The 25,150-nt window shown below is 35.8% G+C and carries 22 protein-coding genes; 14 read left to right on the plus strand and 8 right to left on the minus strand.

What is annotated here, in order from left to right:
* Positions 1-9: 9 nt before the first annotated feature.
* The 7 genes from RM542_RS03415 (at position 10) to RM542_RS03445 (ending at position 9,523) form a co-directional block, all read left to right on the plus strand.
* Positions 10-3,132 carry a VPS10 domain-containing protein gene (locus RM542_RS03415; protein WP_311384307.1) on the plus strand — a complete coding sequence of 1,041 codons (3,123 nt, stop codon included), beginning with the start codon at positions 10-12 and terminating at the stop codon, positions 3,130-3,132.
* 246 nt (positions 3,133-3,378) lie between these two features.
* On the plus strand, positions 3,379-3,927 hold the full coding sequence (locus RM542_RS03420) for a CopD family protein (RefSeq protein ID WP_311384308.1): 549 nt from the start codon (positions 3,379-3,381) through the stop codon (positions 3,925-3,927).
* A 172-nt stretch (positions 3,928-4,099) separates the two neighbouring features.
* A complete protein-coding gene (locus RM542_RS03425) occupies positions 4,100-5,506 on the plus strand; it encodes an ATP-binding protein (RefSeq protein ID WP_311384309.1) in 1,407 nt (468 codons plus the stop codon).
* A gap of 47 nt (positions 5,507-5,553) precedes the next feature.
* Entirely contained in the window at positions 5,554-6,336 is a 783-nt protein-coding gene (locus tag RM542_RS03430; protein WP_311384310.1) for an enoyl-CoA hydratase-related protein, read from the plus strand.
* A 23-nt stretch (positions 6,337-6,359) separates the two neighbouring features.
* Positions 6,360-7,913 carry a hypothetical protein gene (locus RM542_RS03435; RefSeq protein WP_311384311.1) on the plus strand — a complete coding sequence of 518 codons (1,554 nt, stop codon included), beginning with the start codon at positions 6,360-6,362 and terminating at the stop codon, positions 7,911-7,913.
* A gap of 13 nt (positions 7,914-7,926) precedes the next feature.
* Positions 7,927-8,370, plus strand: a complete 444-nt coding sequence (locus RM542_RS03440; RefSeq protein ID WP_311384312.1) for an META domain-containing protein — start codon at positions 7,927-7,929, stop codon at positions 8,368-8,370.
* 79 nt (positions 8,371-8,449) lie between these two features.
* On the plus strand, positions 8,450-9,523 hold the full coding sequence (locus RM542_RS03445) for a PA0069 family radical SAM protein (RefSeq protein WP_311384313.1): 1,074 nt from the start codon (positions 8,450-8,452) through the stop codon (positions 9,521-9,523).
* Here RM542_RS03445 and RM542_RS03450 read toward each other — a convergent pair.
* The 4 genes from RM542_RS03450 to RM542_RS03465 all read right to left on the minus strand — a co-directional run bounded on the left by RM542_RS03450 (position 9,520) and on the right by RM542_RS03465 (position 12,893).
* On the minus strand, positions 9,520-10,944 hold the full coding sequence (locus RM542_RS03450; protein ID WP_311384314.1) for a Gfo/Idh/MocA family oxidoreductase: 1,425 nt from the start codon (positions 10,942-10,944) through the stop codon (positions 9,520-9,522). The two genes, RM542_RS03445 and RM542_RS03450, sit on opposite strands and share 4 nt — an antisense overlap.
* 62 nt (positions 10,945-11,006) lie before the next feature.
* Complete coding sequence (locus RM542_RS03455) at positions 11,007-11,666, minus strand: HD domain-containing protein (protein WP_311384315.1); 660 nt, start codon at positions 11,664-11,666, stop codon at positions 11,007-11,009.
* A complete protein-coding gene (locus RM542_RS03460; RefSeq protein ID WP_311384316.1) occupies positions 11,653-12,393 on the minus strand; it encodes a lysophospholipid acyltransferase family protein in 741 nt (246 codons plus the stop codon). The genes RM542_RS03455 and RM542_RS03460 overlap by 14 nt, the downstream gene beginning before the upstream one ends.
* Before the next feature lie 89 nt (positions 12,394-12,482).
* On the minus strand, positions 12,483-12,893 hold the full coding sequence (locus RM542_RS03465) for a BrxA/BrxB family bacilliredoxin (protein ID WP_311384317.1): 411 nt from the start codon (positions 12,891-12,893) through the stop codon (positions 12,483-12,485).
* A gap of 122 nt (positions 12,894-13,015) precedes the next feature.
* Between RM542_RS03465 and RM542_RS03470 the strand changes: the two genes are divergently transcribed.
* The 4 genes from RM542_RS03470 to RM542_RS03485 all read left to right on the plus strand — a co-directional run bounded on the left by RM542_RS03470 (position 13,016) and on the right by RM542_RS03485 (position 16,542).
* Positions 13,016-13,756 carry a TerB family tellurite resistance protein gene (locus RM542_RS03470; protein WP_311384318.1) on the plus strand — a complete coding sequence of 247 codons (741 nt, stop codon included), beginning with the start codon at positions 13,016-13,018 and terminating at the stop codon, positions 13,754-13,756.
* 42 nt (positions 13,757-13,798) lie between these two features.
* Positions 13,799-14,383 (plus strand): HupE/UreJ family protein, encoded by a 585-nt coding sequence (locus RM542_RS03475; RefSeq protein ID WP_311384319.1) that lies wholly within the window; start codon positions 13,799-13,801, stop codon positions 14,381-14,383.
* Between the two features lie 81 nt (positions 14,384-14,464).
* On the plus strand, positions 14,465-14,902 hold the full coding sequence (locus tag RM542_RS03480) for a dCMP deaminase family protein (protein ID WP_311384320.1): 438 nt from the start codon (positions 14,465-14,467) through the stop codon (positions 14,900-14,902).
* 14 nt (positions 14,903-14,916) lie between these two features.
* Entirely contained in the window at positions 14,917-16,542 is a 1,626-nt protein-coding gene (locus tag RM542_RS03485; RefSeq protein WP_311384321.1) for a S41 family peptidase, read from the plus strand.
* Here the strand turns inward: RM542_RS03485 and RM542_RS03490 are convergent.
* Together RM542_RS03490 and RM542_RS03495 are read right to left on the minus strand one after the other, a co-directional pair.
* On the minus strand, positions 16,539-16,742 hold the full coding sequence (locus tag RM542_RS03490; RefSeq protein WP_311384322.1) for a hypothetical protein: 204 nt from the start codon (positions 16,740-16,742) through the stop codon (positions 16,539-16,541). The two genes, RM542_RS03485 and RM542_RS03490, sit on opposite strands and share 4 nt — an antisense overlap.
* Before the next feature lie 11 nt (positions 16,743-16,753).
* Positions 16,754-17,326, minus strand: a complete 573-nt coding sequence (locus RM542_RS03495) for a MarC family protein (protein ID WP_311384323.1) — start codon at positions 17,324-17,326, stop codon at positions 16,754-16,756.
* Positions 17,327-17,419: 93 nt separating this feature from the next.
* On the opposite strand from RM542_RS03495, the gene RM542_RS03500 reads away from it, so the two are divergent.
* On the plus strand, positions 17,420-17,995 hold the full coding sequence (locus tag RM542_RS03500; protein ID WP_311384324.1) for a DUF3109 family protein: 576 nt from the start codon (positions 17,420-17,422) through the stop codon (positions 17,993-17,995).
* Here RM542_RS03500 and RM542_RS03505 read toward each other — a convergent pair.
* Together RM542_RS03505 and RM542_RS03510 are read right to left on the minus strand one after the other, a co-directional pair.
* Positions 17,985-19,895, minus strand: coding sequence for a tetratricopeptide repeat protein (locus RM542_RS03505; RefSeq protein ID WP_311384325.1), 1,911 nt, complete (start codon positions 19,893-19,895; stop codon positions 17,985-17,987). The two genes, RM542_RS03500 and RM542_RS03505, sit on opposite strands and share 11 nt — an antisense overlap.
* 66 nt (positions 19,896-19,961) lie before the next feature.
* On the minus strand, positions 19,962-20,696 hold the full coding sequence (locus RM542_RS03510) for a LytTR family DNA-binding domain-containing protein (RefSeq protein ID WP_311384326.1): 735 nt from the start codon (positions 20,694-20,696) through the stop codon (positions 19,962-19,964).
* Between the two features lie 827 nt (positions 20,697-21,523).
* On the opposite strand from RM542_RS03510, the gene RM542_RS03515 reads away from it, so the two are divergent.
* On the plus strand, positions 21,524-22,510 hold the full coding sequence (locus tag RM542_RS03515; RefSeq protein WP_311384327.1) for a ribonucleotide-diphosphate reductase subunit beta: 987 nt from the start codon (positions 21,524-21,526) through the stop codon (positions 22,508-22,510).
* Between the two features lie 101 nt (positions 22,511-22,611).
* Positions 22,612-25,089, plus strand: a complete 2,478-nt coding sequence (locus tag RM542_RS03520) for a ribonucleoside-diphosphate reductase subunit alpha (RefSeq protein ID WP_311384328.1) — start codon at positions 22,612-22,614, stop codon at positions 25,087-25,089.
* Positions 25,090-25,150 lie beyond the last annotated feature (61 nt).

The following is a 25,150-nucleotide window of genomic DNA, read 5'->3' on the forward strand; positions in this document are numbered from 1 at the left end:
TCAACCAAAATGAAAAAAACTTTACAATTCCTTTTAATCTTATCATTTACCACAGTTTTCGCACAAACTGCTGAAGATTATTTTAAACCCTTAAAGTTTAGAAATATAGGTCCTTTTAGAGGTGGGCGTTCTGTTTCGGCCTCTGGAGTTGTCGGTGATGCAATGACTTATTATATGGGTACAACGGGCGGTGGATTATGGAAAACGCAAGACGCTGGACAACGCTGGAAGAATATTTCAGATGGTTATTTTGAAATGGGTTCTGTAGGCGCTGTTGCGGTGTCTACGTATAACACTAATATCGTTTATGTAGGTATGGGAGAACATGCTCCTCGAGGGGTGATGACATCCTATGGAGATGGAGTATATAAATCTACAGATGCAGGTAAGACATGGAAGCATATGGGATTGACAGCAACACAGCATATTTCTCGTGTTATCATTCACCCTACCAATCCTGATATTGTATATGTTGCTGCTCAAGGACAATTATATGGTCCTAATAAAGAGCGTGGAGTTTATAAATCTACCGACGGAGGAAAGACTTGGAAGAATACCCTTTTTGTAAATGAATTAACTGGAGCTGTTGAACTTTCCATGGATGCGAACTATCCTGAAATTATGTATGCAGCCATGTGGGAACACCAACGAAAGCCAAATATGGTTGTTAGTGGTGGTGCCGGTAGTGGTTTATACAAATCAACCGATGCTGGTGAAACTTGGACTGAAATGACCGAAGGCCTTCCTGAAGAAAAAGGTAAAATGGCAATTTCCGTGAGTCCAGCAAATTCAAATAAAGTATATGCCTTAATTGAAAGTGATTCAAATCAAGATAAAGGAGGACTTTTTGTTTCCAATAATGCCGGCAAATCATGGAGCATGGTCAGTGGTGATAATCGGTTGACCCAGCGGGCGTGGTATTATATAGAGGTGTTTACAGACCCTCAAGATGAAGACATTGTTTATGTATTGAGCGCACCAGCACTTCGTTCGTTAGATGGTGGAAAAAACTGGGAACGTATTTCAGGAACACATGGTGATTATCATGATTTATGGATCAACCCTAAAAATTCTTTGAATATGGTCATCGCCAATGATGGTGGTGCAGCAGTAACTTTCGACTTTGGAAAGACCTGGTCCTCGCAGGTGAATATGCCTACTGGGCAGTTCTACCGTATTAATACCGATAACCTTTTTCCTTATAATATTTATGCTGGTCAACAGGACTATTCTTCTGCAATGGTCGCTAATATGTCTGTTGGTAGGGGTGGAATAACCATGTCCGATTTTAGCCCATCAGCTGGTGGAGAAAGTGCTTTTCTGGCTTTTGATCCAGACAATCCTAGATATGTAATGGGTGGAAGTTATTTAGGTACTATCAATGTCTTAGATATGGAATCAAAGGCAACTACGAGTGTGATGCCCGCACCCATTCAATATTTGGGTCGCGAAGCACGAAACATGAAATACCTCTATAATTGGAATGCTCCGACTTTACGTTCGCAGCATGAAGAAAATACCTTTTATCACGGAGCGCAGCTCTTATTAAGAACTCGTGATATGGGTGTTACTTGGGAAGAAATGTCGCCAGATTTAACACGTGACATAGATGCCAAGCAAGGTAATGGGGGTGGCCCGTATACTAATGAGGCCGTTGGAGCAGAGAATTACGGTACCTTGGCTTATGTTTTAGAATCACCACATGAAGCGGGCGTTTTTTATACTGGGAGTGATGATGGTTATGTTCATATTACCAAAGACAATGGAGAGAGCTGGCAAAATATCACACCTAAGAATTTAGGTGAGTCTTTAGTGAATGCCATTGAAGTTTCTCCGCACGATCAAGCAACCGTTTATATTGCTACTACAAAGTATAAGTTTAATAATCATACTCCAGCAATATATAAGAGTACGGACTATGGTAAAACGTGGACCAGTATCAATTCAGGCATACCATATGGTGCGTTTACTCGAGTAGTTCGTGAAGACCCAAGTAAAAAAGACGTTTTGTACGCAGGTACTGAAAAAGGTCTATATCTTTCATGGAATGGTGGAAAAAGCTGGAAGCAGTTTCAATTAAACCTGCCTAAAACACCTATAACGGATATTAAAATTCATGAGGGAGATTTAATAGTGGCAACATCTGGTAGAGCGTTTTGGATACTGGACGATTTAAACTTGTTGTCGCAATATACTCCTGACAATAAGGGGATGAAATTATACCAACCTAACGATGCCATGAATGGTGCATGGTATAGTCAAATGAATGGTAATATTGATAATTTCGATGGTATGAGTACCTTATCAGGTGTGAACCCGGCCAGCGGAATGGTGCTATACTATGAATTACCAAAATTGAATGATTCTGTTGCTCTTAGTATGGACATTATGGATGCAACTGGCAAGCTAGTTAGAAGTTTTTCTTCTGAAAGAGACAAAGATTATGTTCCACATAATGGAGGAGGACCAAGAAGAGGACCTACCTTATCTAAGAAAGAAGGATTAAACCGATTTGTGTGGGATATGAAAACACCAATTTTACCAGGTATTCCAGGAGCTTATATTGAATCGCGTTTTAGTGGTCACGTAGTGCCACCAGGAACTTATACAGTGCGACTAACAGCTGGGAATGAGGCAAAAACTATAGAAGGTAAAATTGTCGCCATGCCAACGTATAGAACGACTACAGAACAGTACGCAGAGTACCACGCCTTTATGACCGATATGGAACTGCGGTTGACCGAAATGCATAATACCGTTAATTCATTGTATAAAGTACAAGGGCAAATTAAAACTGCTTTGAAAGATGTTAAAGATGAGTCGGTTAAAGCAGAAGGAAAGAAGCTATTGGATGAACTAGACGCATGGGATAAAGATATGATTCAACGTAAATCACAAGCCTATGACGATGTAGAGAATTTTCCAAATAAATTCACTGCGGAATATCTGTTCTTAATTGATGCAACTAATAGCACTATTCCAAGGGTGAATCAACCCTCTAAGGATCGAAAAAAGGAGTTGGATGCCCAATGGTCAGGCTTAAAAGCAAGAGCGACTACCTTGATGAAAACATCTATTCCTGATTTTAATAAAAAACTTTGGGATACAGGTATTGGGGCTATTAGGTTGTAGGGAACTAAGTTTTAGCAGCTAGTCTTATTATGCTGTCCGGGCAAGCTGAGTCGATAAATTATGCAAAAATTTGAGAACTGCTCGGTTCACGTTTTCAGGTAAAATTGAATCAAAGCTTGCATTTAATCCTCCCCTTTTTGCAAGGGGAGGTGCCCGTAGGGCGGAGGGGTCTTGTTGAAGTTATGTAAAAAGCAAATCCAATTGATTTAGTTCTTACAAATGCTCTAAATTTGCCATTAATTAACAATGGAATATTACAATTACATAAAATCCCTACACCTCATTTTTGTGGTCACTTGGTTTGCAGGTTTATTCTATATTCCTAGACTGTTTATAAATCATATTGAAGCTCACGCCAAACCATCTCCTGAAAAGGAAATTTTGACGACGCAGCTAAAATTGATGACCAAAAGACTGTGGTATATCATTACCTGGCCATCAGCTGTTTTATGCATTTTATTTGCTGTTTGGTTATTGTTATTAATGCCAGGTTGGTTGCAACAACCTTGGATGCATTTAAAACTGGGCTTTGTTTTTTTATTGCTTTTATACCATTTAAAGTCTCATCAAATTTTTAAGCAATTGCAAGGTGATGATGTAAAATACACCTCGAACTTCATGCGTATCTGGAATGAAGTCACTACGATAATTCTTTTTGCAGTAGTCTTTTTAGTAGTTTTAAAAGACACCTTTAACTGGATTTATGGAGTTGTTGGAATTATTACGCTTGGCATCTTATTAATGCTTGGAATAAGGTTTTATAAGCGAATCCGAGATAAAAATCCCAAAGCTTAAAAAATACAAGGTCAAGTATCAATGACAAGTTCAATTTTATTGACCCTGTTTTTGAGTTTGCACTTGATTCTTGCGCTTGAAGTTATTTTGGTTCGATTATTGCTAACTTTAAAACAAAATTCGGCAAGTCTTGCTCAAAAAATTATCCCTTAGATCACGCATATTTTTCACCATGATTCTTTTGGTGCTTATAGCCTCAGTTTTGATGGCAGGAGTTACCTTATTCCAATATCAAGAGCAATCTGAAGATTATCATGAAAATAGGTTAGAGCGTAAAGAAGAGCAAATTCTACAAAGTATTAGTTATGCATTACGCGAAACTACTTATGAACCTTCCACAGATAACCTAGAACATATTTTTAGAGATGAAATTTACAAGATTGCCGACGTTCAAAATGTCAATTTCAATATTTATGATTTGGACGGAGGACTTATTAAAAGCTCTAAACCTGCCTTTGAGGCCGATTCTGTTTCAAACTGCTTAGATGCTGAGGTTTTAAACAATTTATTGAATAGCCCAGATAAGCGCTATATTGAAGAAAAGAGTACTGCGGGGGATAATTACCAAGCCACTTATAAATACATTACCGACCTAAAGTTTAAGCCCATAGGGATAATGAATCTTCCCTATTTTGAAGACAACTCCTTTAATGATATGGAGCTGCGAGAATTTTTTTATCGCTTAGGAGGCGTGTATTTGGTTATGCTTATTTCGGCTATAGTTTTGGCCTATTTCATTTCAAAATACATTACAAGATCACTACAAACTGTCGCAGATAAAATGGTTCAAACCACTTTAAATCAACGAAACGAAAAGATTGAGATTGAAAATCCTTCAGAAGAAATAGGGAAATTAATTGATTCGTATAATGGGATGATTGATGAATTAGAGGAAAGTGCTGCTAAATTAGCTCGTAGCGAACGAGAACAGGCTTGGCGTGAGATGGCAAAGCAGGTTGCACATGAGATTAAAAACCCCCTAACCCCTATGCGTTTGACAGTTCAAAGCTTTGAACGAAAATTCAATGCTGATGACCCAAAGGCTGAAATAAAACTTAAAGAATTTTCCAAAACTTTGGTACAGCAAATTGATACTATGAGCAATATTGCTTCGGCGTTTTCCAACTTTGCCGATATGCCAGCACAACAGAAAGAAACACTGAATGTGATCAAGGTTTCGAAATTAGCGGTTGATATCTTTCATGAACCATTCATTCATTTTATTTCAGATGAAGAAGAGCTCATTGCAAAAGTAGATCGTACACAACTGATTAGAATTGTGACTAATTTGGTAAAAAATGCCATTCAGGCTGTTCCTGAAGTTGAAAATCCTAGAATATTAGTAACTGTAGCATCTGAAGGACAAGACGTTAAAATTTCTGTTGCCGATAATGGAATTGGAATAGCTGATGAGTTCAAAGACAAAATTTTCGAACCAAAATTTACCACTAAATCGAGCGGAATGGGACTTGGCTTAGGAATGGTTAAAAACATCGTAGAGAACTATAAAGGGAGTATAGATTTTACTTCACAAGTTGGTAAGGGAACAGTATTTACAGTTAAGTTTCCAAAAGAATAAGAATGTTACTACTCGAATTGAAGTTTAAACAGGATTAACAATAGTCAATGGAATATCATAATATTTATATCGAAGAAGAAAACCAGGTCGCGACGATTACAATTGACCGCCCTAAAAAGCTAAATGCACTAAACAAAGCAACGATTGAAGAGTTGCATGAGGCTTTTAAAGAATTAAAAGATGATGATAGTATAAAAGTCATTATCATAACGGGAACAGGAGAAAAAGCATTTGTAGCAGGTGCAGATATATCAGAATTCGCGCATTTTTCTGTTAAGGAAGGTGGTAAGTTGGCCGCCAAAGGCCAAGCACTTTTATTTGATTTTGTCGCCAATCTTTCAACACCAGTAATCGCCGCCGTGAACGGTTTTGCCTTAGGTGGCGGATTAGAACTTGCTATGGCTTGTCATTTTAGAGTTGCCAGCACTAATGCCAAAATGGGTTTACCTGAGGTTTCTTTAGGTGTTATACCAGGTTATGGCGGAACTCAGCGTTTACCTGAACTAGTAGGTAAAGGACGAGCTATGGAAATGATAATGACGGCAGGTATGATTTCAGGGGAAAAAGCATTGGAATATGGTTTGGTTAATTATGTGGTAGAACAAGAAGAATTACTACCATTATGTGTGAAGTTGGCAAGCAAGATATCGAATAACTCTTCTGTGGCTATTTCTCAGGCAATAAAAGCGGTAAATGCTGGTTATAGCTTTAATACCGATGGCTATGCTTCGGAAATTGAAGCCTTTGGCGCTTGCTTTGACACAGATGATTTTAAAGAAGGTACAACGGCCTTTTTAGAAAAACGAAAAGCAGATTTCCCAGGTTCATAGTCAGGTTACCCAAACCTACAAAAATGAAGAAAATACTACTAGTTTTAGTCCTTTTTTGGGCAAATTTGGCAATTTTTGGTCAAAAAATGCCCGTTTCTTATGATTTTGGAGAAAAATTAAACGACAGATATCGCTATTCCAACTTGGTCACTATTGATAACGATGGTGATGGAGGTTATGTGATGGTTAGAGCCTATTTTCAAGGTTTGATCCTCAAACCTAAGGGCTATATTATTGAACATTATAATAAAGATTTAGAACTGGTCTCTGAATTCAATTATAAATTAAGAGGTCTTCAATTTGTAGATGGCTTTATAAAAAATGGGCAACTTCGCCTTATTTTTTTCAATTATGACTTTGAGAGAGGATTCTATGAGTACCAAGCGCATACCACCAATCTGGTAAACTTTGATTTTAAAAAAGAACAATTGCTCAAGTTTGTCACTCCTGCTGTTGAAGGGGCTTTTGGGAAAAATTATTATAACAGGGATTTTAAAAAGGGCTTTTCAACAACCTTATTATTCAACCCGGAAAAAACAGGTTTTGTGATTAGCACCCATCATAAAAAGGGTAAAGAGAACAAGCATACAATTCATCTTTTTGATGATGATTTAAATAAACGATGGGCACACGATTTCTCATCTGAGGTAGAGGAAAAGAACTATGCATTTGAAAATATAGCTTTATCTAGTAACGGAAATGAGGTTTACATTCTTGGGAAAGCATATTTCAAAAAGAACCGTTTTAAAGCCGAAGAACGTAAATTTCAATATGAACTCATAAAGATTGGAGGAGGAATAGCAACTACGCAGTCTTTTGATAATCCTGGGAAGTATTCTGAAGGTCTTTATCCAGTTATTCATAATAACAAGCTGTTTTGTGTTGGCTTTTATGCGGATCGTAAAGACAATCGCTATAATGGCCTGTCCTTTTTTGAGCTTAATCCAGTTTCACTTTCCATCGTAAACAAAAAATATAGTCCATTTACCCAACAGTTTATGGATGATAAGTTTGGTCGTGACGATGAACAAGTAATCAATAATTTGGTATTTAAAAGTGTTGAATGGACGGATCAGAACGAAATTCTATTTAACGCTGAGGAGTATTTTGTAACCTCTAGTATGCAAAGCAGTGGGGCAGCAGGACAACGAATTCAAGTTGAACGTTTTCATTACAATGACATAGTTAGTGCTAAATTGGATATTCAAGGCAATATGATTTGGGCTCGAAATATTAATAAGGCCGAAGTTACTCAAGGTGACGGGGCTTATGCCTCTTATAGCACATACACTAAAGACGGGGCTACTTATTTCTTTATTAGTACAGCATCTGAAAACCCGCAATTAATAAAAGGAGAACGATTGATTTTTAAACAAGGGCTTACAGGAAACAGAAACGTATTCTTGATTTCGCTTGATGAAAAAGGTACCTTAGATTACGAAAAAGTTATTGACGCAAAGGAAGCTCGTTTACCCTTAATGGTATCTAAACCACTTATTGATGTTAATGCAAATGAACTTGTTTTTTACTCTAAAAGAGGTAGCAAAAAACAATTAGTCAAAGTAGAATTTAACTAAGAACAAAATGAAAATGAAAAGAATCTTTAAAGCACCCGTATTTGTAATTTTATTTTTAGGAATACTAATTTCTTGCAGTGATTCAGATGATTCGTCAAGTGAAGCTTCTTTGGCTGGTAATTGGCGTGTGGTTTCAATTAAGGTATCCAATGCTACTCTGGTTCAGCAGGCCCCGGATAACGAAGATATCGTCATTAACTTTAGTGCTAATGGGGATTTTACAGGGAGTACATCTGTAAACCAATTTAGTGGCACTTACGAAACTATTTCAGATACAATGACCATGTTGTCTTTTCAGACGACGGAAGTGGCTGATACGAGATTAGGAACTGCTTTCTACACTTCAATCACAAATGCTCAAGTACCCAATACGACCTTTGCACAGTTCGGTTTTAGCTTTGATAGTGGCAATCTTATTTTGTTTTATGGAGATGGTGGTGAAATGGTTTTAGAATAGTTAAATCATCTTTGTTATTTAACAAAAGCCATGTTTAAAATTAGGATATAATCCATAAATTTGGAAAAAATCCTATTCATTGCACCAAAACGACTTTTTAAAAGGGCGAGGGGCACAGCAAAATGTGCACAATAGATTTGAGCGTCATATTTATGAAAAACGTGCTGATTTTTTAGAGTTCTGCAGAATTGAGGGTGAGCTATCTGATACTAATAAAACGGAGTACATTCCTATTTTTCCGAAAACAATTGTAAACAAGGTTACAAGTCCTGATGTTGGAATGGAGTATTCCATGAATCCTTATCAAGGTTGTGAACATGGTTGTGTCTATTGTTATGCGCGAAATACACATGAATTTTGGGGCTTTAGCGCTGGGTTAGATTTTGAACGCAAAATTTTGATAAAAAAAGATGCTCATTTATTGTTAGAAAAACAGCTTAAAAGCAAGCGTTGGAATGCTAGAACTATCGTTTTGTCTGGAAATACGGATTGTTATCAACCAGCTGAAAAGAAATTTGAAATCACAAGAAGGTGCTTAGAGGTGTTTTTAAAGTATAGACATCCAGTTGGTATTATCACTAAGAATGCGCTTATACTGCGTGATTTAGATATTATTAAAGAACTTGCAAAACATCAATTAATAGGAGTTAATGTGTCCATCACTTCACTATCAGAACAAACGAGAAGATTATTGGAGCCTCGAACCACCACAATTAAAAAGAGATTGGCTACTGTTCAAACTTTATCAGAGAATGGAGTGCCAGTAAATGCGATGTTAGCACCTATAATTCCGGGTATAAATAGTCATGAACTTTTACCATTGGCAAAAAAAGTATCAGAAAATGGGGCCTTATCCTTCGGTTTTACAGTCGTTCGTTTGAATGGAGCTATAGGTCAGATTTTCACAGATTGGATTAAAAAGGCAATGCCTAATAGTGCCCAAAAGGTACTTCATCAAATACAAGATTGCCATGGGGGCACTCTAAATGATAGCAGGTTTGGAATTCGTAGTCGAGGCGAAGGCAAAATTGCCGAACAGATACATGATATGGCAAAATTGGCTAGAAAAAAGTATTTTTCTACCTCGGTTTTTCCTAAACTAAGAACCGATTTACATGAGCAATATAAAGATGGACAATTGAAGCTTTTTTAGCCTAACTCCCAACCTTTACGATATGCTCTTGTAACCCATTCATTAGCTTTTTCATAATTAGTGATTTTCATATTGTCGCCATCCCAGAGTAACTTTCGTCGACCTGGATAATCATATGGAGCCCAATCACCAACTTTTTTACCATCTTGTAAAACCATATATTGATATGCTTTTACTGCTAAATTCCCCATAAGTACAGTTTCAGTCAATGGACCAGCTTTAGCAAAGTTAGATGAGGTTTCCGTGCCATTCATACAACCATCAACAAAGTTGGCAATATGCCCGTCAACACCATTAGGAACTCGAGCATATTTTGGGGCAGGAGATTTGTAAATATCTTTTAATTCTGAAGGTAAAAAACGAGCATTTCTAGAATAAGTATCAAAAATTAGCGTACCTCTATCGCCATACATAATGGTACCACCACCGCCATCACCGATGGTCTCATCGTCTTTTAATTCATCTGGCAAGTCAGGTTTTAATCCGCCATCATACCAATTCAATTGAATATCGCCATGATGTTCGTGCTCAAATTTTAAATGTATTTTAGAAGAAGGGGGACAAGAAGGACTATAATCTGCCTCAACAAAATCTCCTACCCAAACAGTGGTGCAGCTTGCTTCTGCTTCGGTTGGATAGCCCAAATTAAGAACGCTAAAAGGAGTTTCCATAATATGACATCCCATATCACCAAGAGCTCCGGTACCAAAATCCCACCATCCTCTCCATTTAAATGGTAAATAGGCTGCGTTATAATCTCTCATAGCAGCCGGACCTAGCCAAAGGTCCCAATCCAATTCTTTTGGTATAGCTTGTTTCTCAACTGGAATTGGCACGCCTTGAGGCCACACCGGCCTATTGGTCCAACAATCAATGGTATGCACTTTACCGATAACACCACTTTCTACCCATTCACGGGCAATACGGCTATCATCGCTTGAAGCTCCTTGATTTCCCATCTGGGTCACAATTCCATTTTCTGCTGCGATTCTTGTCATCATCCGTGCCTCATGAATATTATGAGTCAAAGGCTTTTCAACATAAGCATGCTTTTTCTCTTTCATAAATGGTAATGCAATAGTTGCATGAGTATGGTCGGGTGTTGCGACCATTACGGCATCGATATCTTTTAAATGCTTATCATAAACCTTTCGAAAATCTTTGTATTTTTTGGCATCTGGGAATGCTGCAAAAGTTTCCTTTGCTCTTCTTTCATCTACGTCACAAAGTGCCACGAATTTAACCTTGCCCGTATCATGAAATCCTCTAATGACTCCGCTACCGCGACCCCCAACGCCAAAGGCACCTACATAAAGTGTATCACTTGGTGGTACGTGATTTTTACCTAAAACAAAACTTGGTACGATGGTAAAAGCTGCAGTGGAAGCAGCTGCATTTTTAATAAACTTTCTTCTTTGCATTCTGATTGGATTTGATAACGCCTTGAAGATACAAAAAACGATGAATTTAAAGACTATCGTTTTTAGCGTTCACCCTTCCACTCGCCATAGAATTGTTCTAAATACCCCAGCATATATTGGTGGCGCTCTTCAGCTATTTTTCTGCCAGTTGCTGTGTTCATTTTATCTTTTAATAGCAAGAGCTTTTCATAGAAATGGTTGATAGTAGGAGCCGAAGAATTCTTGTATTCCTCTTTTGACATATCTAAATTAGGCGATATCTCAGGGTCATAAAGCGACCTATTTTTAAACCCTCCATAATTGAATGCCCTAGCAATACCAATTGCCCCAATAGCATCTAAACGATCCGCATCTTGAACTACTTGAAGTTCTTTAGAAGTAAAACTCTTACTTGTTTCCTCAAGAGAATTTTTAAAAGACATATTTTCTATAATAAGCACTACATTCTTACAAGTTTCTGCATCAATTTGAATGGAATTCAAAAAGTCTTTTGCCATTCTTGGCCCGATGCTTTCATCACCTTTATGAAATTTAGGATCTGCTATATCGTGTAGGAGGGCAGCTAAACTCACTACCAAAATGTTTACACGCTCTTCTTTGGCAATCAAAAGCGTGTTATTAAACACACGTTCAATGTGAAACCAATCATGGCCACCCTCAGCTCCCTTTAGTGTTTTTTTTACAAAGTGAATGGTTTTCTCAACTAACTCAGTGGTTGTCATAAACAATGTCTTTTGTAATTGTTTGTTCAACCTTTAAAATTAATTCGTCGGCGTTACCTATATTTTCAATTGGTTCATGCACTTTAAATTTTAAATAAGCTCCTAATCCCATTGGAAATTGACCAAATCGAAGAAGTTTCCATGAATTATTAATGGTAATGGGTACGATTAAGGCCGAAGGAGCTCTTTTCATAAGCATTTTCAGCCCCATGGGTTTAAAAGGTTTGGGTTTTCCCGTTCTGCTTCTTGTTCCTTCAGGAAAAATAACGGCACTCCGGTTATGCTCTTCAATATAACTCCCCAATTTGGCGATAGCCATAATTGCTTGTTTACCGTCTTTTCTATCGATTAAAGCGGAACCGCCATGACGAAGATTATATGACACACTTGGAATACCTTTTCCTAATTCTTTTTTAGCGACAAACTTGGGATGATGTTTACGCATATACCATATGATCGGAGGAATATCATACATACTCTGATGATTGGTGACTATTATAAGTGGCCTATTACCAGGAATCTTATGCGGGTTATCAAATTGATAGCGACTGCCTAAAATATTAGTAGAGCGCATTAAAAACCAATTTAAAATACTTACAGTTCGCTTTTGTGCAGTATACCCAAACACTTTTAAAGCTATCCATTGAATCGGATGAAATATCACTAGGGTTAAACCGAAGAAGAAAAAGAAAACTAGGGTTATCGGATATGAAATTAGTTTCATCATGGTGCAAAACTAAAAAACCACTTCAATAAGAAGTGGCTTTTTACTAAGATTTTAATCACTCCAAAAGTAGAGCAGCATGCAAAGAGCTACTAACAGTGTTCGTTATAAGCTTCCATTAGGTTTTCGGCAATCATTTCAGCCGGTCTACCTTCAATATGATGTCTTTCAATCATATGCACCAACTCGCCATTTTTAAAAAGAGCCATACTTGGTGATGAAGGAGGAAATGGTACCATTGCAGCTCTAGCCGTATTTACCGCTTCAGTATCAACGCCAGCAAAAACAGTTGTAATATGGTCTGGTTTTTTAGCATTTTGCAGGCTCAACTTCGCAGCAGGTCTTGCGTTTGCAGCTGCACAGCCACAAACAGAATTTACTACTACTAAAGTGGTGCCATCTTGTTTTAAAGCGTTTTCAACGGCGTCGCTAGTATATAATTCTTCAAACCCAGCAACTGCTAAGTCGTTTCTCATAGGTTTTACTAATTCTTCAGGATACATAGTCTTTTTTTTAATATGTTCAAAGATAGGGCTTTTGTCGTTTTTTTTAAAAGACTTAACAATGCATTCACAATCCTATTGTTTGACAAACCGCTATCTTTGAAATTTAAATAATTTCATGCATGATTAAATGGTTGGGAGCCGTTATTGGATTTTCTATTAGAGGTGTACTTGGAGGGATACTGGGCTTTTTGGCAGGTAGCTTTTTGGATAATTTAATGGGAGGAAAATCGCAAAATCCAAGATCTGTTTTTGAAGATTTAACACGACAGAATGTTTCACCTGCGGATTTTGAATTAAATCTTTTATCACTTTGCTCCATTGTAATTAAGGCTGATGGTCAAATAAGCCAGCGTGAGTTAGACTATGTTAGACAATATTTTTTAAGCACATATGGTAAAGAAAAAGCGAATGCAATTTTTAAAACATTTAACGAGGTAATTAAAAAACGTGAGGTGTCTGCCCAGCGTATTTGTCAATACCTAAATCAAAGAACACGTTATGAGGTGCGATTACAATTATTACATTTCTTGTTCGGTATTGCGCAAGCTGATGGTCAAGTAAGTTCTGCTGAAATAAATAAGCTAAATGAATTAGCGGGTTACCTAAGAATAGGTCGAATTGATTTTGAAAGTATTATGGCCATGTTCGTAAAATCTGCCGATAATGCTTATAAAATTTTAGAAATAGAAAAATCTGTAACGGATGATGAAGTGAAAAAAGCGTATAGAAATATGGCTAAAAAATATCATCCTGATAAAGTAATCACAGAAAACGAGGCTATTAAAAAAGGTGCTGAAGAAAAGTTTAAAGAAGTGCAAAAGGCCTATGAGGTAATTCAGCAAGAAAGGGGGATGAACTAAATTTGGTTAGTCTCGATTTAAAACTTTTTTTTAACTAATATTATGCAAGATTTTTGGTTTTATATTCAATTAGGCTTACAACATGTCCTTGATTTAGACGCATATGACCATATACTTTTTTTAGCAGCTTTAGCAGTACCTTTTACTTTTAAAAATTGGAAACAAGTCGTCATATTGGCAACAGTTTTTACTATTGCTCACTGTGCCTCTTTAGCCTTTTCTGTCTATGGTATTTTTTCTGTAGATGTAGGTCTTATAGAGTTTTTAATACCGGTAACAATAGCTTTAACAGCTTTATATAATTTTTTACGAATTTTTAAAGAAGAAAGTATAACAGGAATTTATTTTCAAGCTTTGGCAACCGCTTTCTTTGGATTGATTCATGGTTTTGGATTCTCAAACTATTTTAAAATGCTCATGGCCGAAGAGGAACATAAATTGGGCCCACTTTTAGGTTTTGCAACGGGTATTGAGCTTTCTCAGGTAACCATTATTCTTTTGGTTTTGGTCCTTGCATATATCGTTCAACAAGTTTTTAAAGTAAAGCAATCTATTTTTATTGGTGTTACATCGATTATTATCTTTCTGATTACAATACCCATGTTAATCGCTACGTTCCCTAATTAGGGTATTAGTTAAAATTAATAGAATTCCGTTGTAGGTCTCTTACAAAGCGGGTATATTTAAATATTATCCTCAAATTTTATAATGAAATCAGCAAAGCAAGAAAAATACGATAAGGCCTATTTACGGATGGCTAAGGAATGGGGCAAGCTATCCTATTGTAAGCGTAAGCAAGTTGGTGCTATCATTGTAAAAAATCGTATGATTATTTCTGATGGATACAATGGTACGCCTTCAGGTTTTGAAAATTTTTGTGAAGATGAAGAGGGTTACACCAAGTGGTATGTACTACATGCTGAGGCCAATGCAATTTTAAAAGTTGCGGCTTCAACCCAATCATGTGAGAATGCAACGCTATACATTACACTTTCACCTTGCAGAGAATGCAGTAAGCTCATTCACCAATCAGGTATAAAGCGTGTAGTCTATCAAAATGCATATAAAGATGATTCTGGGCTTCGTTTCTTAGAACGAGCTGGAGTGGAAACCATGCATTTACCTATTTTAGAAGAGTTGGCATAATCCAAAGCCCCAATATGAAAAAGAAATATAGTTATTTATTGCCAACATTGCTTGCACTTGCCGTAGCATTGGGCATTTTTATTGGAGGTAAACTACACTTTAATGATAGCCCTGAAAAATTATTCTCAACGAACTCCAAAAAAGATAAGTTAAACAGACTTATAGATTATATCGACTATGAATATGTAGATGAAATTGACACTGACAGTATTGTTGACTTGACAGTAAATAATATTTTAGGTAAGCTTGACCCACATTCGGTTTATATCTCTAAAGATGAGATGGAAGCTGTCTCTGAGAATATGAAAGGTGACTTTGTTGGTATTGGTATTCGGTTCAATAGGTTTGGAGATACACTAACTGTTGTTAGAACCATAAAAGATGGTCCCAGTTATAAAAAGGGTTTGCGTGCTGGGGATAAAATTTTATTAGCAGATAATGACACGCTATTTGGTAAACGCATTCCTAATTCAAAATTGGTTGAACGTTTAAAAGGTAAAGAAGGGACCAAGGTAAATCTAAAGATATACCGCAAATCTGAAAATAGCATATTTGATGTAACCATAAAGAGAGACATTGTGCCAATCAAAAGTGTTGATGCGCACTTCATGCTGACCAATGATTTAGGATATTTAAGCATCAACCGATTCGCAGAATCTACATTCAGAGAATTTAAAACTGCTTTATTAGAACTTCGTAAAAAAGGAGCAAAAAAATTGGTTCTTGATTTAAGGGATAACCCGGGTGGATACTTAGGGATAGCCGAAAAAATGGCCGACGAGTTTTTAAAGGACGGGAAATTAATTTTGTTTACTAAAAACAAAAAAGGGAAAGTAAATAAAGCCTACGCTACAGATCGCGGAAGTTTTGAAGACAATCCTGTTTATGTGCTTATAAATGAACGCTCTGCTTCAGCTAGTGAAATTATAGCTGGGGCCTTACAGGATAACGATATTGGTACAATAGTTGGACGACGATCATTTGGGAAAGGATTAGTGCAGCGTGAAATGGATTTAGGTGATGGTTCAGCAGTGAGGTTAACAGTATCTAGATACTACACGCCAACAGGCCGTTCAATTCAAAAATCTTATGACAAGGGTCATAAAGACTACTACCAAAAATTCATGGAACGTTATAGTAGCGGTGAATTAATTTCAGTTGATAGTATAAAAGTAGCTGATTCTTTAAAATTCACAACCCCTAAAGGCAAAGTAGTCTATGGTGGTGGTGGTATAATACCTGATGTCTTTGTCCCTATTGGTTCACTTGACCAAGAACGCATTGAGAGTTTAGATTCATCAGGATATTTATCAGATTTTGTCTTTCGATTTTTAGAGCAGGATAGAACCAGGTTCTTGAACTACCCAAAACACGAATTCATTGAAGAATACAGAGTTGATGATATCATTTTTGAAAGATTTATTGATTATTTATTAAATAGAAATCTGAAATTAGATTTTTACGGAAATGAAGAGAAAATTAAAACTTACATTAAAGCTAACATCGCAGAGCAATTGTATTCACCAAATCTTAGTTCACAGATAAAAAGTGAACATGACATTATGCTGAAAAAAATCCTAGATTTAGATGCAGAAGTTATGAAGGTAATGGAGGAATCCTTAATTCAATCCAAAGATTAATTATCCTTCAGTTTTTCTGATATTTTTCTTGAAGTATTGAAAATCAAGAGTATGACAATTGCACAAAAAGAGGCTAATACTCCAATACATGCAATTAAACTATCACCTTCAAATAAATTATTGAAATCAAGTAAGGTGATATTATAGATGGCGAGGGCCAAGGCAAGAATAACTAAAACAATTACAAAAGTCTTATTCATAATACTTTAAGTTAAAATAACTGATTTATGTTGGCAGCGAATAATTTTACCGCTATTGCTAGCAAAATTACGCCAAAAACTTTTCGCAATACGCTCAATCCATTTTTACTTAAAATGCGTTCTATTTTTTTTGAGGACTTTAATACGAAATAAACAAAAACGATGTTGATGAGAATAGCGACAATTATATTTTCTACATAATACTCTGCTCTTAATGCTAAAATTGAAGTCAAGGTACCTGCTCCAGCTATTAATGGAAAAGCAATAGGGACAACAGAGGCGCTTTCAGGTTCTTCGTCTTTGTATAGGGTTATGCCTAAAATCATTTCAATTGCCAGAAAGAAAATAACAAAGGCCCCCGCGACAGCAAAAGAATTTACATCAATACCAATAAGATTTAAAATACGTTCCCCAACAAATAGAAAAGCAATCATTAGGCATGCAGCCACAATAGAGGCCTTTTCAGACTGTATATGACCAACTTTGTTTCTTAATGAAATAATGATTGGGATACTACCTAAAATATCAATTACAGCAAAAAGCACCATGCTTGCTGTTGCAATCTCTTTGAAGTCAAAATTCATCGCTTACCATTTAAATTATGTGTAAATCTACGTTAGAAAGTGTTTCTTGGATTACAAAATGGATTATTAAATTTGTTCTTGTAAAATGGTGACATGTTTCAAATTGAAAATACCCTTATTTCCGAGGAAATAATAGAGAATGATTTTGTTTGTAACCTAAATGCATGTAAAGGTGCGTGCTGTGTTGACGGTGAATCAGGAGCACCATTAGAGGATGCTGAAACTGAAATTTTGGTCGATATTTTTGCTGATGTAAAACCATATTTAACACCAGAAGGTATTAAGGCCATTGAAGAGCAAGGTGCATTTGTAAAAGGTGAAGATGGCGAATGGGAGACACCTTTAGTAAATAAAAGTGAGTGCGCTTATGTTATTTTTTCTGAAAAGGGGGTAGCAAAATGCGGTCTAGAAGAAGCTTATAATCAAGGAGCAACCACTTGGAAAAAACCTGTTTCATGCCACTTGTATCCAATACGAACACGAGAGTATACCGAGTTCACAGCGGTAAATTATCATAAATGGGAAATATGTGATCCGGCCTGCAGTCTTGGACAAGAATTAAAAGTGCCGATTTATAAATTTGTAAAGGAAGCATTGACCAGAAAATTTGGGGAAAAATGGTACTCTGAATTGGAGAAGGTGGCGGAAGAACTAAATTCTAGACCATAGGTATTTCTAAGATGATTTTGGTTCCCCTAGAATTGCCTTCTTCGTTAAACAAATCTATAATATCAATACTAAAGTCATTTTGATAGTCCTTAGCAAAATTAGCCAAACGCTCTTTTGTGATATCAATACCAACTGAGTTTCTCTTCAGTACTCTATTCTCTTTTATCTCTTCAGAAACTTTTCTTCCAACACCATTGTCTATAATACTGATTTGCAAATGAATACTATCTTTTTTGGCTACAATCACCCAAATTTTCTTGTTAGCTTCTTTTGAAGATAAACCATGCCATATAGCGTTTTCTAAAAATGGCTGAAGAACCAATGATGGTATTTTAACTTGTTCGGCATTTATATCGTCTGCCACTTCTATGGAGTATTCAATTTCATCTGAAAATCTAATATTTTCAATATTAAGATAAAGCTCGGCCGTTTCTAATTCTTCTGATAATTGTGTTTCTTTTAATGCAGAACCTTCTAGAATGCGGCGTACTAATTTGGAGAATTTATTCAGATAATGAACTGCATTTTTTTTATCATTATTGATGATATAAAGTTTGATAGAATTTAATGAATTGAAAAGAAAATGAGGATTCATTTGACTTCTCAACATGTGTTGTTCTAAGCCTAAAACTCGTTTCTCATAATTGGATTGTGATTGTCTGTACATAATAAACAGAATGGTTCCGATAAGACCAATTATAAGGGTACTTACCAAAATTGTAGTTTGATTTTTTCTCAATCTTGATTTTACTAATTCATTCTCTTGAGCCAATTCTGAGATTTGACTATTCTTTCTGTCGCTCTGATATTTGAGTATTAAATCATTAACATAACTGAGGTTTCTATCATTCGTAATCTCTTTATAAATTTTCTTGGCCTCTTTTTGATATTCTAATGCTTTACTAAAATTTTCCCTTTTTTCTTCAAGATCAGAAAGGTGCAAATCGGCATACATTACTAAGCTCGGCATGTTGCTCGCTGAAGCTAATTTTCTTCCTTTAACTATATTTTTCTCAGCTTCAGATATGGTCCCAGAATCCAATTCGGCCCAACCAAGATTGATTAAGACAGAAGATAGAAGAAATTTGTCTCCAAGGTTTGTTGCAGGTTCTTTTAAAGTTTGAAGCAGCGCCAAGGCAGCACTTGGCATATCTTGTTTTAAATAAACCTGCGCAATACTATTTTTACAAAGTACCTGTCCGAATTTGTTATTAATTTCATCATTTAAGGCAAGCGATTTTCTATAATAATCTAAGGCGATATCAAGCTGACCTTTTTGTTCGTTAGCTTCACCAATATTTTGATTATTAATAGCTAAACCCAATTTATTATTCAGTGCTCCTTCAAGTTCAAGTGCCTTTTTAAATTGAGTTATCGCCAAATCGTATTGACCCAGGGTGTGATATAAATTACCAATAGAATTAAACGAAATATTAATATGGCGCTTAATATGAACAGATGGATTTTCAATAATTTCGGCAAGCTCTAAAGCCCGATGATGATAGTCAAGAGCAGTTTTGATGGCATCCATTCTTCTGTAAACCACTCCAAGCATATTTAAGCTTAGAACAATAAATTCTTTGTTTTCAATTTCTTCTGAAAGCACTAGTGCCTCTTGATGCAGCGCAATTGCACGTTTGAATTCAGATAAATTTCTATATACCGTACCCTTTTGATTAAGGGCATAAGTATAACCTGCTTGGTAATTATTTTCTAATGCACTTTGAATGAATCTATTTAAGGCAATGGTATCTCTTCGATAAGGTTTTAAAGCCTTATTAATTTTTAGATAAGTCTTTGGCGCTACTAATAAAAGTTCTTCAACTTCTTTTGATAAAACTTGCTCTTCTGTCTGTGAAAAACCAAAATATCCCAAAGCAAAAAAAATAAGGCTCATCATGAAACTTATTTTTTTGACAGTGGATTTTACCAATAAGGTTTTTTTGGTTTTTAGCATTCAAAAAGATTAAAGTAAATCTAAGAAATCAGATTTCTTTTGCCTAGAAACAGGAATTTTATGATTCGTGCTCAAAATCACATAACCGTCAGTTTTAAGAAATTCTTTTATCTTTCCTAAGTTGACTACGAATGAATTATGAATTCTAAAAAAAGATTCTTGCGGCAAAATTTGGTTAACTTCTTTTAATTTTTTGGTCAATAATATTTTTTGACCGTCTTCTAAAAACAAAGTACTGTAATTGCCATCGGATTCAACATATAAAATTTCTTCGCTTTCTAAAAATAATAACTTGCCATCAGTGTTGATGGTGATTTTCTTTTTGATAGATTTTGAATTGAAATTAATTAAAATACGTTCTAACCGATCTGCGGTGTAGTTTTTACTATTGTACTTTTTGACCTTGATGATGGTATCGTTTAAATCATCGCTGTCTATAGGTTTTAAGAGATAATCAATAGCCTCATTTTTCAATGCTTTTAAAGCATATTGATTGTAGGCCGTTGTAATAACAACAGGAAAGTTTTTATTTCTTAGGCTTTTAATAAATTGAAAGCCATCCATAGAGGGCATTTCAATATCCAAGAAAAGACAATCAGGAGTGTTTTTTTCTAAATAATCGAGTGCCTTGTAGGCATCAGTAAATGATGCGATCACCTTGACCTCATCGCTCAGGTTGCTAAGCTCCCAACTTAAACTCTCAAGAGCTTTTGATTCATCATCAACAAGAACTGCTTCTAACATGGTAAAAAGATATTCAATAATAGGTGAAATTACTATTAATATATATGGGATGATTGCGAATTTGTGCTGATGGGTAGTAATCGATTATAAATGGTCATTTAGCATGTAGCTTTAATTTGTAGGATATAGACTACATTATTATATTTAGGTGATTTTAAAGACATAATTGAATTTTTTTGAAGTCCATTTATACATCTTTTGCTACCATTTACACAAAGAGATTATACAAAAGGAAGGTCACCAATTATCTTCGAGGAGATAAGTATACAGCTTTAGTAAAATGAAGAAAAGTTTGATTTTGTTTATTGCTCTGTTGATGACCTTAGTATTGGCGGTAGTCACAGAAAAAGCTGAGACAATGGAAGGTGAAAGGTTAGTTTCTATCATAGCAGAATAAATGAATTAACTACCAACCAGCGTACGGCCAACCAACATGCTAAAAGTATGTGAATTAAAAAGTGTTTGGTCAAGATTGTTTTGATTTTTTGAAATAGGTTTCGGGGGAACTACCTAGACGAAAATGATAATCTATTGACCCGGCCGTACGGTTTGGTGGTAAAATTATAGACCAAAAGGTATTGTAAAATCATACTTTTTGGTCTTTTTTTATTGTATTTTTTTTGTTGATTATTAGCAGAAACTCATCGCTTGTACAAAAGGCTAATGAACATCACTTATCAACCTACATTTCAACAACCTGTGTTAAAAACTTTGAGACGTAATAACTCAAACAAACTTTATGGTTTGCTCACATTTTTGAATCTTTGTTAGTCCCAGCCAAAAGGTAATATCAATTCCGAATATTAAAAATTTAAACTCTGAACGCTATGTCCTCTGCTATTGAACCTATTTTGCAAGAAAATGAAGATCGCTTTGTTATTTTTCCTATCAAGCATCATGATTTGTGGGAGTGGTATAAAAAATGTGAGGCGTGCTTTTGGACTGCAGAAGAAATTGACCTTCACCAAGACCTAACCGACTGGAATGGAAAACTCAATGATGATGAGCGTTATTTCATCAAACATATTTTAGCCTTTTTTGCCGCCTCAGATGGTATTGTTAATGAAAATCTTGCTGAAAATTTTGTAAATGAAGTGCAGTATGCTGAAGCAAAGTTTTTTTACGGATTTCAGATAATGATGGAAAATATTCATTCTGAAACCTATTCGTTACTTATAGATACTTATGTTAAAGAAGAAAAAGAAAAAGGAATTTTATTTAAGGCACTTGAAAATTTTCCAGCAATCAGAAAAAAGGCAGATTGGGCCTTAAAGTGGATAGATTCTCCAAGTTTTGCAGAACGTTTAATTGCTTTTGCTGCGGTTGAGGGTATTTTCTTCTCAGGAGCATTCTGTTCCATTTTCTGGCTTAAGAAAAGAGGTATCATGCCTGGCTTAACATTTTCGAATGAATTGATTTCTAGAGATGAAGGGATGCATTGCGATTATGCTGTTCACTTACATAACAAGCACTTAATTAATAAAGTGCCGAAAGAACGAATAACAGAAATTTTGGTAAATGCCCTTGATATTGAACGCGAGTTTATAACAGAGTCTTTACCGGTTAGTTTAATTGGCATGAACTCTAAATTGATGACGCAATATTTAGAGTTTGTTACAGATCGTTTGTTGGTTGAATTGGAATGCGATAAAGTTTATAATGCTTCCAATCCTTTTGATTTTATGGATATGATTTCTTTACAAGGAAAAACTAATTTTTTTGAGAAACGTGTTTCTGAATATCAAAAAGCGGGAGTTTTGAATAATGATAAAGATACAGACGCTCATAAAATAAGCTTCGATGCTGATTTTTAACGCTTTCTTTTTGCCCCTTTTAGAAAGACGATAAATATTCAAAATCTATAGTGAGAACAGTATCTATTAAAAATTAATTAGTCACCTAAAATACGGAACACATGTTTGTAGTAAAACGAGATGGAAAAAAGGAGCCAATGATGTTTGATAAGATTACAGCAAGGGTAAGAAAACTTTGTTACGGTCTTAATAGTTTAGTGGATCCAGTTAAGGTTGCTGTAAGAGTTATTGAAGGTTTATATGATGGAGTGACTACATCAGAACTTGATAACCTCGCCGCAGAGATTGCTGCAACTATGACAACTACGCATCCTGATTTTGCCAAGTTAGCGGCACGTATTTCCGTTTCTAATTTACATAAGAACACTAAAAAGTCTTTTTCTGAAACAATGGAAGACTTATATAAGTATGTAAATCCAAGAACAGGTAAAAAAGCTCCATTATTGTCTGATGAGGTATATGAAGTCATTTCTAAGAACGCCGATAAATTAGACTCTACCATTATTTATAACCGTGATTTCGGTTACGATTACTTTGGTTTTAAAACATTAGAGCGTTCTTATCTCTTAAAGATAAATGGAAAAATTGCAGAGCGACCTCAACACATGTTAATGCGCGTTGCTGTTGGTATACATTTGAACGATTTAGATTCGGCAGTGGAAACATATGAGTTGATGTCTAAAAAGTATTTTACTCATGCTACGCCAACACTTTTTAATTCCGGAACACCGAAACCTCAGATGTCTTCTTGTTTTCTTTTAGCAATGAAAGAAGACAGTATTGATGGTATATATGACACATTAAAACAAACCGCAAAAATTTCTCAGTCTGCTGGTGGTATTGGATTGTCTATTCATAATGTTCGTGCGACTGGCTCGTATATAGCAGGCACTAATGGTACTTCAAATGGTATTGTGCCCATGCTTAGAGTATTCAACGATACGGCAAGATATGTTGATCAAGGTGGAGGAAAAAGAAAAGGAAGTTTTGCTATTTATGTAGAACCATGGCACTCTGATATTTATGATTTTCTTGATTTGAAAAAAAATCATGGAAAAGAAGAGATGCGGGCACGTGATTTGTTTTATGCTATGTGGATTCCTGATTTATTCATGAAAAGAGTAGAATCAGATGCGGAATGGACTTTAATGTGCCCAAATGAGTGCCCTAATTTATTCTCTACGCATAGTGACGAATTTGAAGCCTTGTATTTAAAGTATGAATCTGCTGGTAAAGGAAGAAAAACAGTAAAAGCTCGTGAGCTATGGGAGAAGATTTTAGAATCGCAAATTGAAACTGGAACTCCTTACATGCTGTATAAAGATGCTGCAAATAGAAAGAGCAATCAGAAAAATCTAGGTACCATACGTTCGTCAAACCTTTGTACTGAGATTTTGGAATACACCTCACCTGATGAGGTGGCTGTTTGTAATCTTGCCTCCATTGCGCTACCAATGTTTATTAAAGATGGTCAATTTGACCACAAGGAGCTTTTTAAGGTAACTAAAAGGGTTACAAAGAATTTGAATAAGGTTATTGATAGAAATTATTATCCGGTCAAAGAAGCTGAAAATTCTAATATGCGCCACAGGCCAATAGGTTTAGGAGTTCAAGGTTTGGCTGATGCCTTTATCATGCTCAGATTACCTTTCACTAGTGACGAGGCTAAAAAACTGAACCAAGAAATTTTTGAAACGCTTTATTTCGCCGCGGTAACAGCATCAATGGAACAGGCTAAAATAGAAGGCCCTTATTCTTCTTATGAAGGTTCGCCAATAGCTCAGGGTGATTTTCAGCACAATCTATGGGGAGTAAAAGATGAAGAATTATCAGGCAGATGGGATTGGGCTAAACTTAGAAAAGAGGTTAAAAAGAATGGGGTTAGAAATTCTTTACTAGTTGCTCCGATGCCAACAGCATCAACATCTCAAATATTAGGTAATAATGAGTGTTTTGAGCCTTACACTTCAAATATCTATACAAGACGGGTACTTTCAGGAGAGTTTATTGTGGTTAACAAACACCTTCTTGAAGATTTAGTGCGCCTTGGGTTGTGGAATGAGAGTTTAAAACAAGAATTAATGCGAGCTAATGGTTCCATACAACATATCGATACTATTCCTGAGGATATTCGAGAATTGTATAAAACGGTTTGGGAGTTAAGCATGAAAGATATCATTGATATGAGCCGTCATAGAGGATACTTTATTGACCAAAGTCAGTCTTTGAACTTATTCATGGAGAATGCTAATTATGCTAAACTGACCTCAATGCATTTCTATGCCTGGAAGAGTGGTTTAAAAACTGGTATGTATTATTTAAGAACAAAAGCGGCCGTAGATGCTATCAAGTTTACTCTTGATAATACTAAGAAAAAAGAAGTGCCTGTTAGTGTTGCTGCGGAAGCAGAAGTAGTTGCTGCGACACCAGCGACAGCAGAGAATTTAAACGTTAATCCGACACCGGAGCAAAAAACGGAGTCGGACATTCAGCCAATGACAGCAGCTGAAATGAAAGAAATGATCGCACGAGCTAAAGAAGGGCAAGCAGATGATGATTGTCTGATGTGCGGATCATAGTGTAATAGTGTTTATTTCATAAAAAAACCCTTTTCTTTAGAAAAGGGTTTTTTCTTTATTA

Source organism: Croceitalea sp. P059 (assembly GCF_031846365.1).
GTDB classification, from domain to species: Bacteria; Bacteroidota; Bacteroidia; order Flavobacteriales; family Flavobacteriaceae; genus Croceitalea; species Croceitalea vernalis.